At 39.9% G+C, this 14,348-nt stretch carries 17 protein-coding genes and 1 pseudogene; 4 read left to right on the top strand and 14 right to left on the bottom strand.

Annotated elements, in window-relative coordinates; all coding sequences use genetic code 11:
* Window positions 1–17 precede the first annotated feature (17 nt).
* Together RM539_RS01790 and RM539_RS01785 are read left to right on the top strand one after the other, a co-directional pair.
* A complete protein-coding gene (locus RM539_RS01790; protein ID WP_311501764.1) occupies window positions 18–359 on the top strand; it encodes a four helix bundle protein in 342 nt (113 codons plus the stop codon).
* 33 nt (window positions 360–392) lie between these two features.
* On the top strand, window positions 393–1,046 hold the full coding sequence (locus RM539_RS01785) for a CoA transferase subunit B (RefSeq protein WP_311501762.1): 654 nt from the start codon (window positions 393–395) through the stop codon (window positions 1,044–1,046).
* A gap of 204 nt (window positions 1,047–1,250) precedes the next feature.
* Here the strand turns inward: RM539_RS01785 and RM539_RS20050 are convergent, their stop codons facing one another.
* From RM539_RS20050 to hemA, 14 genes and pseudogenes are all read right to left on the bottom strand, one after another.
* Window positions 1,251–1,337, bottom strand: coding sequence for a DUF6616 family protein (locus RM539_RS20050; RefSeq protein WP_432264606.1), 87 nt, complete (start codon window positions 1,335–1,337; stop codon window positions 1,251–1,253).
* A 49-nt stretch (window positions 1,338–1,386) separates the two neighbouring features.
* Complete coding sequence (locus RM539_RS01780) at window positions 1,387–2,097, bottom strand: 3'-5' exonuclease (protein ID WP_311501760.1); 711 nt, start codon at window positions 2,095–2,097, stop codon at window positions 1,387–1,389.
* A pseudogene (locus RM539_RS01775) lies at window positions 2,081–3,233 on the bottom strand (serine hydrolase domain-containing protein). The gene RM539_RS01780 and the pseudogene RM539_RS01775 overlap by 17 nt, the downstream one beginning before the upstream one ends.
* Before the next feature lie 12 nt (window positions 3,234–3,245).
* Window positions 3,246–3,719, bottom strand: a complete 474-nt coding sequence (locus RM539_RS01770; protein WP_311501758.1) for a methylated-DNA--[protein]-cysteine S-methyltransferase — start codon at window positions 3,717–3,719, stop codon at window positions 3,246–3,248.
* Complete coding sequence (locus RM539_RS01765) at window positions 3,700–4,797, bottom strand: CNNM domain-containing protein (RefSeq protein ID WP_311501757.1); 1,098 nt, start codon at window positions 4,795–4,797, stop codon at window positions 3,700–3,702. Before RM539_RS01765 ends, RM539_RS01770 begins: the two co-directional genes overlap by 20 nt.
* Window positions 4,798–4,981: 184 nt before the next feature.
* Window positions 4,982–5,470 carry a hypothetical protein gene (locus tag RM539_RS01760; protein WP_311501756.1) on the bottom strand — a complete coding sequence of 163 codons (489 nt, stop codon included), beginning with the start codon at window positions 5,468–5,470 and terminating at the stop codon, window positions 4,982–4,984.
* A 136-nt stretch (window positions 5,471–5,606) separates the two neighbouring features.
* Window positions 5,607–5,924, bottom strand: coding sequence for a hypothetical protein (locus tag RM539_RS01755; RefSeq protein ID WP_311501755.1), 318 nt, complete (start codon window positions 5,922–5,924; stop codon window positions 5,607–5,609).
* Between the two features lie 191 nt (window positions 5,925–6,115).
* Window positions 6,116–7,099, bottom strand: coding sequence for a porphobilinogen synthase (gene hemB / locus RM539_RS01750; protein ID WP_311501754.1), 984 nt, complete (start codon window positions 7,097–7,099; stop codon window positions 6,116–6,118).
* Between the two features lie 100 nt (window positions 7,100–7,199).
* Window positions 7,200–8,102 carry an oxygen-dependent coproporphyrinogen oxidase gene (gene hemF / locus RM539_RS01745; protein WP_311501753.1) on the bottom strand — a complete coding sequence of 301 codons (903 nt, stop codon included), beginning with the start codon at window positions 8,100–8,102 and terminating at the stop codon, window positions 7,200–7,202.
* Window positions 8,102–8,497 (bottom strand): hypothetical protein, encoded by a 396-nt coding sequence (locus tag RM539_RS01740; RefSeq protein ID WP_311501752.1) that lies wholly within the window; start codon window positions 8,495–8,497, stop codon window positions 8,102–8,104. The genes hemF and RM539_RS01740 overlap by 1 nt, the downstream gene beginning before the upstream one ends.
* 5 nt (window positions 8,498–8,502) lie before the next feature.
* Window positions 8,503–9,525: a uroporphyrinogen decarboxylase gene (gene hemE / locus RM539_RS01735; protein ID WP_311501751.1), complete on the bottom strand. Its 1,023-nt coding sequence runs from the start codon at window positions 9,523–9,525 to the stop codon at window positions 8,503–8,505.
* Window positions 9,526–9,648: 123 nt separating this feature from the next.
* Window positions 9,649–10,296 carry a uroporphyrinogen-III synthase gene (locus RM539_RS01730; protein ID WP_311501750.1) on the bottom strand — a complete coding sequence of 216 codons (648 nt, stop codon included), beginning with the start codon at window positions 10,294–10,296 and terminating at the stop codon, window positions 9,649–9,651.
* Window positions 10,297–10,299: 3 nt separating this feature from the next.
* Window positions 10,300–11,214, bottom strand: a complete 915-nt coding sequence (hemC, locus tag RM539_RS01725) for a hydroxymethylbilane synthase (RefSeq protein WP_311501749.1) — start codon at window positions 11,212–11,214, stop codon at window positions 10,300–10,302.
* Window positions 11,211–12,467, bottom strand: a complete 1,257-nt coding sequence (gene hemA / locus RM539_RS01720) for a glutamyl-tRNA reductase (protein WP_311501748.1) — start codon at window positions 12,465–12,467, stop codon at window positions 11,211–11,213. The genes hemC and hemA overlap by 4 nt, the downstream gene beginning before the upstream one ends.
* A gap of 198 nt (window positions 12,468–12,665) precedes the next feature.
* On the opposite strand from hemA, the gene RM539_RS01715 reads away from it, so the two are divergent.
* Together RM539_RS01715 and RM539_RS01710 are read left to right on the top strand one after the other, a co-directional pair.
* Window positions 12,666–13,565: an AraC family transcriptional regulator gene (locus tag RM539_RS01715; protein ID WP_311501747.1), complete on the top strand. Its 900-nt coding sequence runs from the start codon at window positions 12,666–12,668 to the stop codon at window positions 13,563–13,565.
* Window positions 13,566–13,575: 10 nt separating this feature from the next.
* Entirely contained in the window at window positions 13,576–14,289 is a 714-nt protein-coding gene (locus tag RM539_RS01710; protein WP_311501746.1) for a ThuA domain-containing protein, read from the top strand.
* Window positions 14,290–14,348 lie beyond the last annotated feature (59 nt).

Raw genomic sequence — 14,348 nt, 5'->3', positions numbered from 1 at the left:
AATGTGTTAATGTGAAGATGAATCCAGCTAAGGAAAATATTATTTTAAAAGTAAGTTTTGAGTTTTCCGAAAAGTTGAGAGAACGTAATAAATATGAAATGGCTTCCCAGGTTTTTAGAAGTGGAACTTCTATTGGTGCTAATGTACATGAAGCACAAAATGCTGAAAGTAGAGCAGATTTTATTCATAAGTGCAAAATAGGTGCAAAAGAAGCTGACGAAGTTTTGTACTGGCTGCTGCTCTGCGAAAAATCTGAATATTACCCTGGCCCAAATCAGTTATTGTTCGACCAGTTGAAATCTATCACTCCCATTCTATCTAAAATAATTTCCAGTAGTAAAAAGAAATCAGCAAATTGACACATTTTCAAATCTCCTAATTAGAAAAAGAACATGTTAGATAAAGAAGGAATCGCAAAGCGAATCGCAAAGGAAGTTAAGGACGGATATTATGTAAATCTTGGGATAGGGATTCCTACCCTGGTAGCCAATTATGTGAGGGATGATATTGAAGTGGAATTCCAGAGTGAAAACGGAATATTGGGCATGGGGCCTTTTCCTGTTGAAGGTACCGAGGATGCAGATCTGATTAATGCCGGGAAACAAACCATTACCGCACTGCCCGGTGCAAGTTTTTTTGATTCCGCTATCAGCTTCGGGATGATACGGGGGCAACATGTAGATTTAACCATTCTGGGCGCTATGGAAGTAGCCGAAAACGGAGATATTGCCAATTGGAAAATTCCGGGGAAAATGGTAAAAGGTATGGGCGGGGCTATGGATTTAGTGGCTTCCGCAGAAAATATTATTGTAGCCATGATGCATACCAACAGGGCAGGAGAATCTAAATTGCTGAAACGTTGCAGCCTTCCGCTCACCGGTGTGGGCTGTGTAACCAAAATTGTGACCAACCTGGCGGTAATAGAAGTAACTAAAGAAGGTTTTAAATTGCTGGAAAGAGCTCCGGGAGTTTCTGTGGAAGAAATACAAAAAGCCACGGAAGGTAAACTGATAGTTGAGGGAGAAATTCCCGAAATGCAGCTTTAAATTATAAAATAGCCGAAGATATCAAAAGGCCTGTTTTAGTCATCCTGAACTTATTTCAGGATCTAACGTAACGTGTTTCTGGTGATCTACATGTGGAGATTTGAATTCAATTTTTTCCTGTAAGCATGTGCATGTTCAGAATACCGCGCTTAACCATGAGAAACTTTTAACCATTAATAGCGGTGGTATGGGGTTTAAGTGTAATTAAGAATTCAATGTTTCATTAAGCGGAATAATTTGTCCTCTCGCATTCACCTGTGAAAAATACTCATGCCAACCGGCATCGGCCACTGCCTTTTTTGGTTGTTTTGCTTAAGTTGTTTTGCTAAATATGAGGAGATTATACACTTATAATTTCTTCAGCAGAAAGTAAGCTTTCACGGCGGAATTTCAGCACAATTTGGGCAATGGCTATTACATCTTTTTCGCAGTATGTAATTATCCGCGGTATTTCATTGTTATAATAACACTTTCTAACTTCACTTCCATTTATATCGTTTTTAGGGGAAGGGATTTCCAGAATGTTTGTAAGCAGTTTTAGTGAAGTAAAATGCTTATAATCCCCGAATTTCCACAGTTCCAGAGTATCCAGATGAGGTACTTCCCAGGGTTTTTTTCCTGAAAGATGCAGCTTTTGAGGTATGGGAATATCATTTATAATCATTCTCCTGGCGATATAAGGGAAGTCGAATTCCTTACCATTATGGGCACACAGCATATGCTCCGGCTTGTTGAAGTGGGAATTTAATAATGCTGAAAAATCCTGAAGCAGTTGTTTTTCATTTCCATGAAAAGTAGTGGTCCTAAAACTTCTTTTGCTCTCTTTCAGCTTAAAATGCCCGACAGAAATACATATAATTTTTCCGAATTCTGCCCAGATGCCCGCGCGCTCATAAAATTCTGCTGCCGTAAATTCTTCCCTGCATTGATAGCGGGTTTTTTCTTCCCAAAGCAATTGCTTTTCTTCAGGTAAATTCAGGAAAGATTCTTCTTCCGGAACAGTTTCAATGTCCAGGAAAAGAATATGTTCCAGATTAATTTTTTCCAGCACGCTTCAGCATTTGATATACTTCATCAATATACATAAAGAAATCTGGGGAATGTACAGCATCTTCTTCTTTTCTTATTAAATCCTGCCCAAGTCGTACAATAATTAGGTCATCTTCAGGAATAACAATAACATACTGGCCACGAATACCGCGCATATAGAAAATCTCTTTATTCCTGTAATTGCTAAGCCAGAAGCCGTAGCCGTACTGCGGACTATCTTTAAACCGGGGATGAATAGATCTGGCTACAAAACCTGAATCCAATACCTGCCTTCCGTTCCAATCGCCATAGTTTTTATAAAGCTTGCCAAATCTGGCAAAATCTCTGGCATTGGATGCGATGCAGCAATATGCTTTTTCCATACCGCTTTGCCGGCTGTCCAGTTGCCATAAAGCATCATCCTTCATTCCCATAGGTTGCCAGAAGCTTTGGCTCAAATATTTTGAAAGGGACATTCCCGTAGCTTTTTCGATGACCATCCCCAGGAGCTGAATGTTTCCGCTGAGGTATTTAAATTCTTCTCCCGGTTCTTCCACCACTTCCAGATCCAGGATAAGTTCTCGTATATTATCATCAAAATAAGTCCTTGCAGTCATTCCGAAGGGATTATAATAGTCTTCTTTCCAGTTTAGGCCGGAAGCCATAGAGGCAAGGTCGCCAACTTTTAAAGAGGAATCGAACTGAGGGAAAAAATCGGAAACAGGCTGCGACAGGTTTTTTATAACCATCCATTATTGCTTTTCCCAGCATTGCCGAGACAATACTTTTGGCCATGGAAAAAGAGTTTGTTTTGGAAGCAGACCCATATTCCCCGTAGTATTTTTCAAACCAGATGCTGTCATTTTTAATAATAAGGAAAGCGGCCGTACCTAATTCTTCATTTAATTCCTGCAATTCTTCAGTGGCTTCAACATTATTATAAATTTCATGTTCGGGCCACTCCTGGGGCTTACAGGAAGCTGAAATTATCCTGTTTTCAAATTCAGGATAATCATCAATATATGCGGTTTTATGGCCCTGCAAATAAGTCACCTGGATTCCCCGAAGCAAATAACCGTACCCCAGCAAATTAAGAAGTAAAATTGCAAGCAGAATAAATGCAATGATAAAACCTCCAGTTTTCAGTACTTTTTTCATTCTTTTAAAATTCTAAAACAGCGATTGTTGTACAGGAGGATTTTCGTGCTCCAGCAGCCATTTTTTCCTGTGAATGCCACCCGCGTATCCTGTTAAAGAACCGTTGCTTCCAATTACCCGATGGCAGGGAACCACAATCCAAAGCGGATTCTTTCCATTTGCTGAAGCTACCGCCCGGATGGCCTTTATATCACCTAGTTGTTTCGATAATTCCAGGTAAGACATTGTTTTTCCGAAAGAAATTGCCTGTAGCGCCTTCCATACTTTTTTCTGAAATTCGGTTCCGGAAGGATTTAATTTCAGGCTAAAATGCTGGCGTTGCCCTGCAAAATATTCATTTAACTGACGGACGGCGGGAGCGAGTACTTCAGGAATATTTACAGAAGTTTCTTTTTGCTCTTCCAGGATTTTAATTTCTGAAATTCCCTCTTCATCGCCTTTAATTTCAGCTAAGCCGAGAGGAGTTTTAAGAATTGCTGTTTTCATCCCCGTCTTTTTCCTGAGCTTTCTGTTGCATGAGTCCGAGCCGTTTCGCGCGCTTTTCCCAATTTTTACGGGCAAGCACCTGCATATCTTCTATATTATCGCTCTCGTCCATTATTTCAAGGCCCAGCAGCGTTTCAATAATGTCTTCCATGGTAACCAGCCCTACGGTATTGCCAAATTGATCTACCACCATGGAAATATGGGTTCTCTTCTGGACAAAAATTTCAAATAATTCGGGGATAGGAGTATTGGAGTTAGTGACTGAAATTTCCCTTTTCAGGCTGCTTAGCGGTTCCGATCCTTTTTCATCAATCATTTCCTCCAGTACATCATCCTTCAGAATAAATCCGGTAATATTATTAGATTTTCCGGTGTAAACAGGAATTCTTGAAAACTTCAGGTTCTTATGGTTTTCATGAAATACTTCAATGGTGGTTGTTTCATCTTCGGTAACCGCCACCGAAAAAGGCGTCATTACATCTTTCGCTTTAACCGATTTGAATACCAGCAGGTTTTTGATTACTGTAGTTTCACTTTCTTCAAAAACGCCTTCCTCTTCCGCAGCATCGGTAATCGCGGCAAATTCTTCCTTGCTCATGGAATGTACATGGGCAGATTTTCCAATTAAACGTGTGGTAAGCATCATGAGCCATAAAATACCGGTATATCTAAGCGGGAAAAGCATAATTTTTAGAGCTCTTGCTGTAAAATTGCCCAGCGATTTCCAGTAAGTTGCGCCTATGGTCTTCGGAATAATTTCAGAAAGGATAAGAATGGCAATGGTCATAATTGCTGAAACCACACCAACAGCATTACCACCATCTCCAAAGGTTTTTTCGGCCTGTACCCCAACCAGTATTGCTCCAACTGTGTGGGCAACCGTATTAATGGTAAGAATAGCGATAAGAGGCTTATCTATATCCTGTTTATAATTTGATAATGTGAGGGCGTAGGATTTGCCCTCTTTAATTTTTATCTGGATATAGGATGGTGTAAAACTTAGCAGTGCAGCTTCCAAAATAGAACACATAAAGGAAAAGAAAATAGACAGAACTGCAAAAATGAGGAGTAATCCCATAGTGGATCTTATAATTTTAGCCACTAATTTAAGTATTTATCAATGCAATTGTTCCAAAGAAATAATAAAATAAAAGCTGCCACCCTTTAAAGGAATGGCAGCTATATAAATAACGTTGCAGTGGGGAAAAACTTTAACAGGAATAGATGCCGGGGAATCTACCTTCTTTAAAATTGAAAATATTTTATGCTGAAAGACTGGTATGGATTAGCTTATCCCATTTTTCAGCAACAAAAAGCCTGGTAGACATATCGGCGCCATCATTTCCATCTTCATCATAAAAAAGAATTTCAGTAGCTTTATTCTTTCCATGGTTTTCCAATAGTTCCAGACTTATCTGAATAATTCTTTCACGGCCTTTAGATCTGTCGGGATTGGGGACGGCCTTTTTAAGGATTTTGCTGTTACCAATCTTGTTAAGATCTATGATATTAAACTGCATATTATTGCCTGGCTCAATTACTACCAGTTTTTTGGTCTGGGCATCAAGTCCCAGGAGCAGTGAATTGGAAATTTCAGTATAATCGAATTTCAGGTTCTGCCCGGAACCTATTTCATTTAACTTTCTTAATTGTTTTCTTTCTTTGTGATTCTGCATCCAGATAGCGTACAGAATTGGGCCTACGAATAGCAGCAGCAATACGCTGCCTATTATTAATGATGGTGTGTCCATTTTTTAACTTTTTTAGAGTGAAATTTATTTGCAGGGCAGTGAAAACTGCAGCTTTGGATTTAAAAAGCTGATTCAGGTTTTCGGGTTGCCTGCAAGATTGCCATACGTCATTTTAAACGGGTTTAGTTCCCGTATTTCACCAAAAGAAATTGAATGGAAAAATTTGAAGTTCAAGAAGATTGCGGAAATTGAGCTGGTAAATCCAGGAATCAGCTTCGTTTGAAATTGCAGCGCTAAGTAAACTATAATGATATTCCTGAAGAAGGGATACTGCTCCCGTAGTAAATTCTTCAGTAAACTGAAAACCGCCTTCCCGTAAGTTTTCTGCAGGAAAAACAGCGCTACGGTTTTGATCGGCCTGTAAATAATCATAATTCCGGGAATTAAGATCTTCAGAAGCCGGCGGCAGGGTAATAGTAGCATGACTGAAATTGCTGTAAAGCAATATCAGCAAAAAGGGAAGCAGACTATTTAACCTGTTGAATTTCACGATACAAATGTACGCAGAAAGTGAATCCGTTGTTCAGGCGGAGTCTTAATTTTTCAATATAAAAAAAGCTGTTAACAGCAAGAATCTCATCATCCTGAAGTTTTCCCAGTTTGATGGTTCTGCCTGTTAACAGCCTTGATTTTTTAGTTTTTATTTCAGGAAATAAGTTTCACCGCATCTTTGGCAAAGTAAGTGGCGATCATATTGGCACCGGCGCGTTTAATGGCAGTTAATTGTTCCATCATTACGGCATCATGGTCCAGCCAGCCTTTTTCAGCAGCGGCTTTTATCATGGCATATTCCCCGCTAACCTGGTAAACGGCTATGGGAACATTTACGGCATTTTTTATATCACGAACAATATCAAGATAGCATAGTCCCGGTTTTACCATCACAATATCTGCACCTTCCTGGATGTCTATAAGGGTTTCCTTTACCGCTTCATCACGATTGGCGGGATCCATCTGGTAGGTTTTTTTATCCTTCGGAATATCCTGTGCATCCACGGGAGCGGAATCCAGTGCATCACGAAACGGACCGTAGAAGGCCGAAGCAAATTTCGCGCTGTAACTCATAATTCCGGTGTCATAGAAACCTTCATCTTCCAGTAAACTACGCATCTCGAAAATGCGACCATCCATCATATCGCTGGGCGCCACAAAATCGGCGCCGGCCTTGGCATGTGAAAGAGACATTTCAGCTAATACGGCGGCAGAATCATCATTTAGAATTTTCCCTTCAGAAACAATCCCGTCATGGCCGAAAGAGGAATAAGGATCCAGGGCAACATCGGTCATCACCAGCATTTCAGGAACGGCATTTTTTACAGTTTTCACTGCCCGTTGCATGAGGCCATCAGGATTTAAGGCTTCGGTGCCCGCATTATCTTTTAAGGTTTCAGGAACTTTTACAAAAAGAAGAACAGATTTTAGTCCCAGATTCCACAATTCTATCACCTCTTTTTCCAGCAAATCCAGGCTCAGCCTGTAATAATTCGGCATAGAGGCAATTTCTTCCTTCACATTTTTCCCTTCCACCACAAAAAGCGGAACAATAAAATCATTAGGGGTTATAGCGATTTCCCTTACCAGGCTTCTTATGGCTTCTCCGGTTCTTAGTCTTCGGTTTCGTATTAACATAGTTGTAAGTTATAAGCTTCAGGCTTTAAGTTTTTTGAATTTGTTTAAAAGCTGTGGGACATGTAATTCTAACTTCTAGCGTCTAACTTCTAAAGTCGATTTACACCCATTCCTTTGGTTCCATCAGCACTTTTACCAGTTTCTCCTCTTCGCTTCCCGGCTCCGGGTGATGATCGTAAATCCATTGTACGTGTGGCGGCAGGCTCATTAAAATACTTTCAATCCTTCCGTTGGTTTTTAATCCGAATAAAGTGCCCTTATCATGCACCAGGTTAAATTCCACATATCGTCCCCTGCGTATTTCCTGCCATTTTCGTTGTTCCTGGGAATATGATAAATCCTTTCGTTTTTCAACAATAGGCACATAAGCTTCAAGAAAGCTATTTCCAACTCCGGTCACAAAATTATACCAGTCTTCGATGCTCATTTCTTCGGAAGCTTTGCAGTAATCAAAGAATAGTCCGCCGATTCCACGGGCTTCATCACGATGGGAATTCCAAAAATATTCATCACATTTTTTCTTGTACTCCGGATAGAATTTAGGATTCGCTTTGTCACAGGCATTTTTACAAATCTGATGAAAATGCCCCGCATCTTCTTCAAAAAGATAATATGGAGTAAGATCCTGACCGCCACCAAACCACTGGTCTAGGGTATTTCCATCTTTATCGTACATTTCAAAATAGCGCCAGTTTGCGTGTACAGTGGGTACCATAGGATTTTTTGGATGCAGAACTAGGCTGAGCCCGCAGGCAAAAAAATCGACCTCTCCAACACTGAAATATTTTTGCATGGCGGGAGCAAGTGGCCCGTGAACTGCAGAAATATTTACGCCGCCTTTTTCAAAAACAGCGCCGTTTTCTATCACTCTTGTTTTTCCGCCACCACCTTCAGCACGTTTCCAAACGTCCTCCTGAAACCTAGTTTTTCCATCTATCTCCTGAATTTTTGAAGTAATAGAATCCTGCAGGTTTTCAATATAATTATAGAACTTTTCCTTCATTAAATTAAAGATTTAGCTTCGTTTATTTTCTGAATAAGGGAGAAAGAAAATATTTTGCTTTCCTGTTGGGAATACTCGTAGAGTACCAAGGCTTTTTGTGCAAGTGAACTTTCAAGTTCCACCGGTTCCACTTCACTTAATTTAAGAAAAAGATCTCCCAGTTTTTCAAAGTTTGAAGGGCTGAATTCCTTTTCTTTTAATATTTTAACCACTTCCTTTGGTGCCGATTTTTCTAATTTTTGCAGGTCAAGATCAAATTTTTCCTTCAGCCGGTTGTTTAATTTTTTCCGCTGCTCCTTTTCCCAAAAGTCAGGCACCATTTCCCATTCCAGCAAATCATCAAAAACCTCGTTACGTTTTTGTTCTTCTTCGTCTTTAAAGCCTTTCCGCAGCATATACTCTATTTATATTCTTTAACCGCATCTACAAATGCCCGGGCATTTTCCACAGGAATATCGGGTAAGATCCCGTGTCCCAGATTGGCGATATAAGCGTCCTTTCCAAATTCGTCAATCATCTGGTGCACCATTTTCTTTATTTGGGCAGGAGGGGAATACAACCTGGCCGGGTCAAAATTGCCCTGTAAAGTTATCCTTCCTCCGCTTAAATAACGGGCATTTCTGGCGGTGCAGGTCCAGTCTACACCCAATGCTGAAGCTCCGGATTCTGACATTTCCTTTAATGCAAACCAACAGCCTTTTCCGTAGGCAATCACCGGAACCTGGCCTTTAAGAGCGTCTATTATTTGCTGCATATAACGCCATGAAAAAGTTTGATAATCTGTAGGGGAAAGCATCCCGCCCCAGGAATCAAAAAGTTGAACGGCATCTACTCCGGCCGCAACTTTTGCTTTAAGATAAGCTATGGTGGTGTCAGTAATTTTCTGAAGCAGCGCGTGTGCCGCGGCAGGATTGCTGAAACAGAATTTCTTGGCCAGGTCAAAATTTTTGGAACCCTGTCCCTGCACGGTATAACACAAGATCGTCCAGGGAGAACCGGCAAAACCAATCAGCGGCACTTCATCATTAAGTTCCTGTTTGGTCATTTTTATTGCGTCAAAAACATACTGAAGCTCTTCATGGACATTTGGAACACGCACTTTTTGAACATCTTCCAGGGAGCGTACAGGATTTGGCAACCATGGGCCAACACCGGGTTTCATTTCCACCTCAATATTCATAGCCTGTGGAATCACCAGGATGTCACTAAACAAAATAGCAGCATCCGGGCTAATTTGCCTGATGGGCATTACGGTAATTTCAGTAGCGAGTTCAGGAGTGCGGCAGCGGGTGAAGAAATCATATTTCTCTTTTAACTTCATAAAATCAGGCAAATACCTGCCTGCCTGTCGCATCATCCAAACCGGTGGCCGTTCTACAGATTCGCCTTTTAATGCTTTGAGTAATAAGTCGTTTTTGATCATGTTTATATTTTTTCCCCGTTTTTAAGCTTTAATTTTCTTAGACCTGCATCCTGCAAGGTCTTTTTTGACCTTGTAGGTGTATCTTTCTTTCTCAATCTATTTTACTAATTCCGTTTTTCTACCTTATCGGCTTTTAAAATATTTCACCACCTGCACGATTACATTTTCAATACCTGGTGTTGTGGCAATAACTATATTTTCGGTATGTTTTTTTGCTTCTGAAGCAGTGGTTTCGCCAATGCAAAAAGCAACAGAATCCTTCAGTTTGATCTCCTTTATAAAACTTTTTACACCACTCGGACTAAAAAATAACACTCCGTCAAATTCCTGCTGAAATTGCTGAAAATTGAGACTGGTTTTATAAACTTCAATTTCTTTAAAAGCTATATTGTGCTCTTTTAAAACTGAAGGAATTTCATCTCTTCTTTTATTTCCGCAGAAAAAAGTGAAGTTTTCATCACTATATTTTTCAATGATAATATTTGCGAGATCCCGGCCATAATCTGAAGTTTCAGCAATATCAAAACCGCTGCTTTTTAAAAGGCCAGAAGTTTTTTCACCTACGCAGAAGCAATTTTGCACTGAAATATTCTTTTTTAAGATTGCATTCGCCGCATTTTTGCTGGTGATAATCGCATTTACAACGGATGGAACTTCAAAATCTGTAAAATCGATCTTAATAGCATCATACTCCACAAAACCAATCCCGCTGTTCAAAATAAGTTGTTTTTGGGATGGAGAGAGTACTTTTGTGGAAAGTATTGTTGGCATTTTTTACTTTTTCATCACCTTTTTAAACTCCAGCATCAGTTCCCGGCCGCCGTTGTTCAGGATCTCTTCAGCACATTTACTGCCAAATCCCTGAATTTCACTAATAGGAACTTCTTTTTCTACTTCGTATTTCCGGCTTCCGTCAAGGCTAAAAAGTGAGCCTTTAAAATGCACAATTTCATCCTCCACAGTAGCCAGCGCTCCAATGGGCGCAGTACAGCCACCTTCGAGTTTTTTAAGAAATTCCCTTTCTATATGAACGGCAATTTCTGTTTTTCTATGGTTTAGCGCATTTAAAGCATCCCTGCAAAAATCATTTTTTTCCATAGCAACCACCAACATGGCACCCTGCGCGGGAGCGGGTATCATCCAGTCCAGGTTGATGAAATTATCAGGCTTAAGATCAATTCTTTCCAGCCCGGCGGCGGCGAAAATTGCTCCATTCCAGTTATTGTCCTCAAGTTTCTTCATGCGCGTATTTACGTTCCCACGGAGGTCTACAACTTTATGTTTGGAATATTTATGGAGCCATTGTGCTTTACGGCGAAGACTTCCAGTAGCGATAGTGCCTTCAGATTTTAAAAAGTCCAGGCCTTTATGAACAAGAATATCTTTGAAATTTGCCCTTTTCATCACCGCGGCTTCCACTATGCCTTTAGGTAGTGCGGTAGGCACATCTTTCATCGAATGCACGGCAATATCTATTTCACCTTTAATCATGGCCACATCCAGGGTTTTGGTGAAAATCCCCGTAATGCCCATTTCATATAAAGGCTGATCCAGGTTGAGGTCCCCGGAAGCTTTTACCGGTACCAGTTCGCTCTCATGGCCAAGTTTCTCCAGGGCAGTTTGAACAGTTTTTGCCTGCCAAAGGGCAAGTTCACTATCCCTGGTGCCAATTTTTATAATTTTGTTCATTTTTGAAGCTCTTCAAGCTGAAATACGCGTTGGATAAGTTCAAGGCTCTCATCGGTAGTATTGGAATCTTCCTTTAAATGATTGGCAAAATGCTTCATTATCTTCTGAATAATGCGATTGCTAACAATTTCAGCTTGCTCGTTATTAAAGTCGGCTATTTTTTTACGCTGAAAGTCCAGTTCGGCATCTTTCATCGTTCTAAGTTTTTTCTTTAAGGCCTTAATGGTGGGGGCAAATTTTCGGGTTTCCAGCCATTTGTTGAAGTCGGTTTCAACTTCCCTGATTATTACTTCCGCCTGCGGAATAAACTGTTTCCTGCGCTCCAGAGTTTTATCTGTTATTTTTGATAACTGGTCCAAATGCACCAGTTTCACATTTTTAATTTCCTGAACATCTTCGGAAACATTCTTCGGAATCGATAAATCCAGTACTAACAGATCTTTTTTGCAGTAAATCAATTCCTTTGAAATTGTTGGATTTTGAGCACCTGTTGCCACAATTAGAATATCAGCTTTCCTGATTTCTGCCTGCAAATCGGCATAATCTTTTACCACAAGGTTAAACTTTCCGGCAATTTTTTCAGCTTTATCTTTTGTTCGGTTTATTAGGGTAATATGATCGTTTCGCGTGTGTTTTATCAGATTTTCACAAGTGTTCCTTCCAATTTTTCCTGTTCCGAAGAGAAGAATATTTTTTTCTGATACATTTTCAATGTTATTCAGGATATATTGAACCGAAGCGAAAGAGACCGAAGTTGCGCCGCTGGAAATCTCAGTTTCATTTTTTATACGCTTGCTAGCCTGAATTACGGCATTCACCAGCCTTTCCAGAAAAGCATTGGCCACGCCCACTTTCTTGGAACGGGTAAAAGCCAGTTTTAGCTGACTAATAATCTCGAAATCACCCAGGATCTGACTGTCAAGGCCTGTCCCCACGCGAAACATATGAGAGATTGCCTTCTTGTTTTTATGAACATAAGCCACCTTTTCGAATTCCTCTACTGTGCCGTGAGTGTGTTCGCAAAGCAATTTTATAAGTTGAAAAGGATGTTGTGCAAAACCGTAAATTTCAGTCCGGTTACAAGTAGAAGTCACGATGATTCCGTCTATGCCTTCATACCGGGCCTGCTCGAGCAGTCTCACCTTAGCTTCTTCATTCAGGCTGAAGTGCCCTCTAATCTCGGCATCGGCCTTTTTATAACTAAGGCCTATGGTGTAAAAATGTCTTCCTTTTGAAATATGATAATCTTCCATTTACCTATTTAGGGTATGAGCAGACAAAAATAGGACATAGAAAAAGGAAAAAGTAACGCTGCAGGTACTAAATATGTCGATTCGGGATAATTATTAAGATTTAAGATACCAAAACTGGAAATACCCTTACTTTTATAGTATATTGGAAGGATAGAATATTTGTTGTTTAATTTCATTTAAAATATATCTTTTAAAATCATGGAATCTGGAGAAAAAAATACCGCTGTAGGTTTAACAGAAGAGATAAAGGTGGAGGAGGGTTTTTTTGTACTGAAATTTCAGAACGATACTAAAGAGACCCAACAGTTTGTTCGTGAAATAGATAGCAGTTTCATTCAGTTTCATTTCAGTATTAAAGGACATGGAAAATTTATGTTCAATAACAGCAATTATGAACTGCCCCTGGTAGAAGAAAATTCGCTTCTGCTCTACAATCCACAACGCAACCTGCCTTTAAATTTGTCCCTTGCTGCCGATTCCTGGCTGATCTCCCTGGTGATTTCGATTAAAAAATTTCATTCATTGTTTTCTCAGGAAGCAGATTATATTACTTTTTTAAGCGCTGAAAACCGCGATAAGAAATATTATAAAGATTTGCCCGTATCGCCTTCTATGGCAATTGTGCTGAATCAATTGATGAACTTCAACTTAACGCCCAGCATTAAAAATTTGTATTTTAAAGGTAAAGCTTTTGAATTGCTGAGTCTTTACTTCAACAGGACTGAAGATCCCGATGTGGAGCAATGTCCGTTTTTAAGCGACGAAGAAAATATCCTCAAAATTAGAAAAGCCAAGGATATTGTGATTTCCCGAATGGCAGAACCGCCTTCTTTACAGGATCTTGCAGATGAAATTAACCTGAGCCTGAAGAAATTAAAAGAAGGCTTTAAGCAGATTTACGGGGATTCGGTTTACAGTTTCTTATTTGATTATAAAATGGAATTTGCCCGAAAATTGCTGGACAGCGGTGATTATAATGTAAATGAAGTAGGGCTGAAGGTGGGTTACAGCACCTCGAGCCATTTTATAGCAGCGTTCAAAAAAAAGTTTGGCACTACGCCAAAAAAATACATAATGTCACTACCTTCAGCTAATTAAAACAATTATTTTGAAAATTTTATATTCTTTATTTATTGCTGTTTTCCTTATTTCATTTTCCATTGTTGCACAGGAAAAACAGGTTTTGGTATTTTCAGAAACTCAGGGCTTCAGGCATTCCTCCATTCCTACCGGAATTAAAACTATTCAGGAACTGGGAGATGAAAACGGGTTTAAAGTTGATACTACAGAAAATTCGGCAACTTTTCTTAAGGATATTCAGAAGTACAACGTTATTATTTTCCTGAATACCACGGGAGATGTTTTTACTGAAAATGAGCAGGAAGCCTTTCAGAAATATATTGAAAGTGGCGGCAGTTTCTTCGGAATTCATGCAGCAACCGACACTGAATATGACTGGCAGTGGTATGGAGAACTGGCCGGAGCCTATTTTGTGAGCCATCCGCAAATTCAAAATGCAGAAATCCATGTGGAAATGCCCAGCCACCCCACAGTAGAACATTTACCGGAAGTATGGCAGCGGGAGGATGAGTGGTATAATTTTAAACAATTAAATCCTGAAAATGAAGTGTTGCTTTCTTTGGATGAAACTTCTTATAAGGGAGGCGAAAATGGGAATTTTCATCCTATCGCCTGGTTTAGGGAGCTGGATTCCGGAGGCAGGGTTATCTACACCGGTGGTGGACATACAAAAGAATCCTACGCCAATCCTGCATTCCGGCAACACCTGTTAAAGAGTATTTTGTTCGCTATGGGAAAATAGGTGCGGCTTCTATCCTGCAATAAAAAAGTATAATGATTATTCTTCATGCTCCTTAAATT

It is taken from the genome of Autumnicola musiva, from assembly GCF_031846585.1.
GTDB classification, from domain to species: domain Bacteria; phylum Bacteroidota; class Bacteroidia; order Flavobacteriales; family Flavobacteriaceae; genus Autumnicola; species Autumnicola musiva.
Note: the sequence above shows the minus strand (reverse complement) of the source record. Positions and strands in the feature narration are given on the sequence as shown.

Coding starts and splice junctions, on each gene's coding strand:
- hemF (WP_311501753.1), bottom strand. CDS start 8,102: ATGAAGGAAAAGTTCTATAATTATATTGAAAACCTGCAGGATTCTATT.
- RM539_RS01730 (WP_311501750.1), bottom strand. CDS start 10,296: ATGCCAACAATACTTTCCACAAAAGTACTCTCTCCATCCCAAAAACAA.
- RM539_RS01790 (WP_311501764.1), top strand. CDS start 18: ATGAATCCAGCTAAGGAAAATATTATTTTAAAAGTAAGTTTTGAGTTT.
- RM539_RS01760 (WP_311501756.1), bottom strand. CDS start 5,470: ATGGACACACCATCATTAATAATAGGCAGCGTATTGCTGCTGCTATTC.
- RM539_RS01785 (WP_311501762.1), top strand. CDS start 393: ATGTTAGATAAAGAAGGAATCGCAAAGCGAATCGCAAAGGAAGTTAAG.
- RM539_RS01740 (WP_311501752.1), bottom strand. CDS start 8,497: ATGCTGCGGAAAGGCTTTAAAGACGAAGAAGAACAAAAACGTAACGAG.
- hemC (WP_311501749.1), bottom strand. CDS start 11,214: ATGAACAAAATTATAAAAATTGGCACCAGGGATAGTGAACTTGCCCTT.
- RM539_RS01715 (WP_311501747.1), top strand. CDS start 12,666: ATGGAATCTGGAGAAAAAAATACCGCTGTAGGTTTAACAGAAGAGATA.
- hemE (WP_311501751.1), bottom strand. CDS start 9,525: ATGATCAAAAACGACTTATTACTCAAAGCATTAAAAGGCGAATCTGTA.
- hemB (WP_311501754.1), bottom strand. CDS start 7,099: ATGTTAATACGAAACCGAAGACTAAGAACCGGAGAAGCCATAAGAAGC.
- hemA (WP_311501748.1), bottom strand. CDS start 12,467: ATGGAAGATTATCATATTTCAAAAGGAAGACATTTTTACACCATAGGC.
- RM539_RS01765 (WP_311501757.1), bottom strand. CDS start 4,797: ATGGGATTACTCCTCATTTTTGCAGTTCTGTCTATTTTCTTTTCCTTT.
- RM539_RS01770 (WP_311501758.1), bottom strand. CDS start 3,719: ATGAAAACAGCAATTCTTAAAACTCCTCTCGGCTTAGCTGAAATTAAA.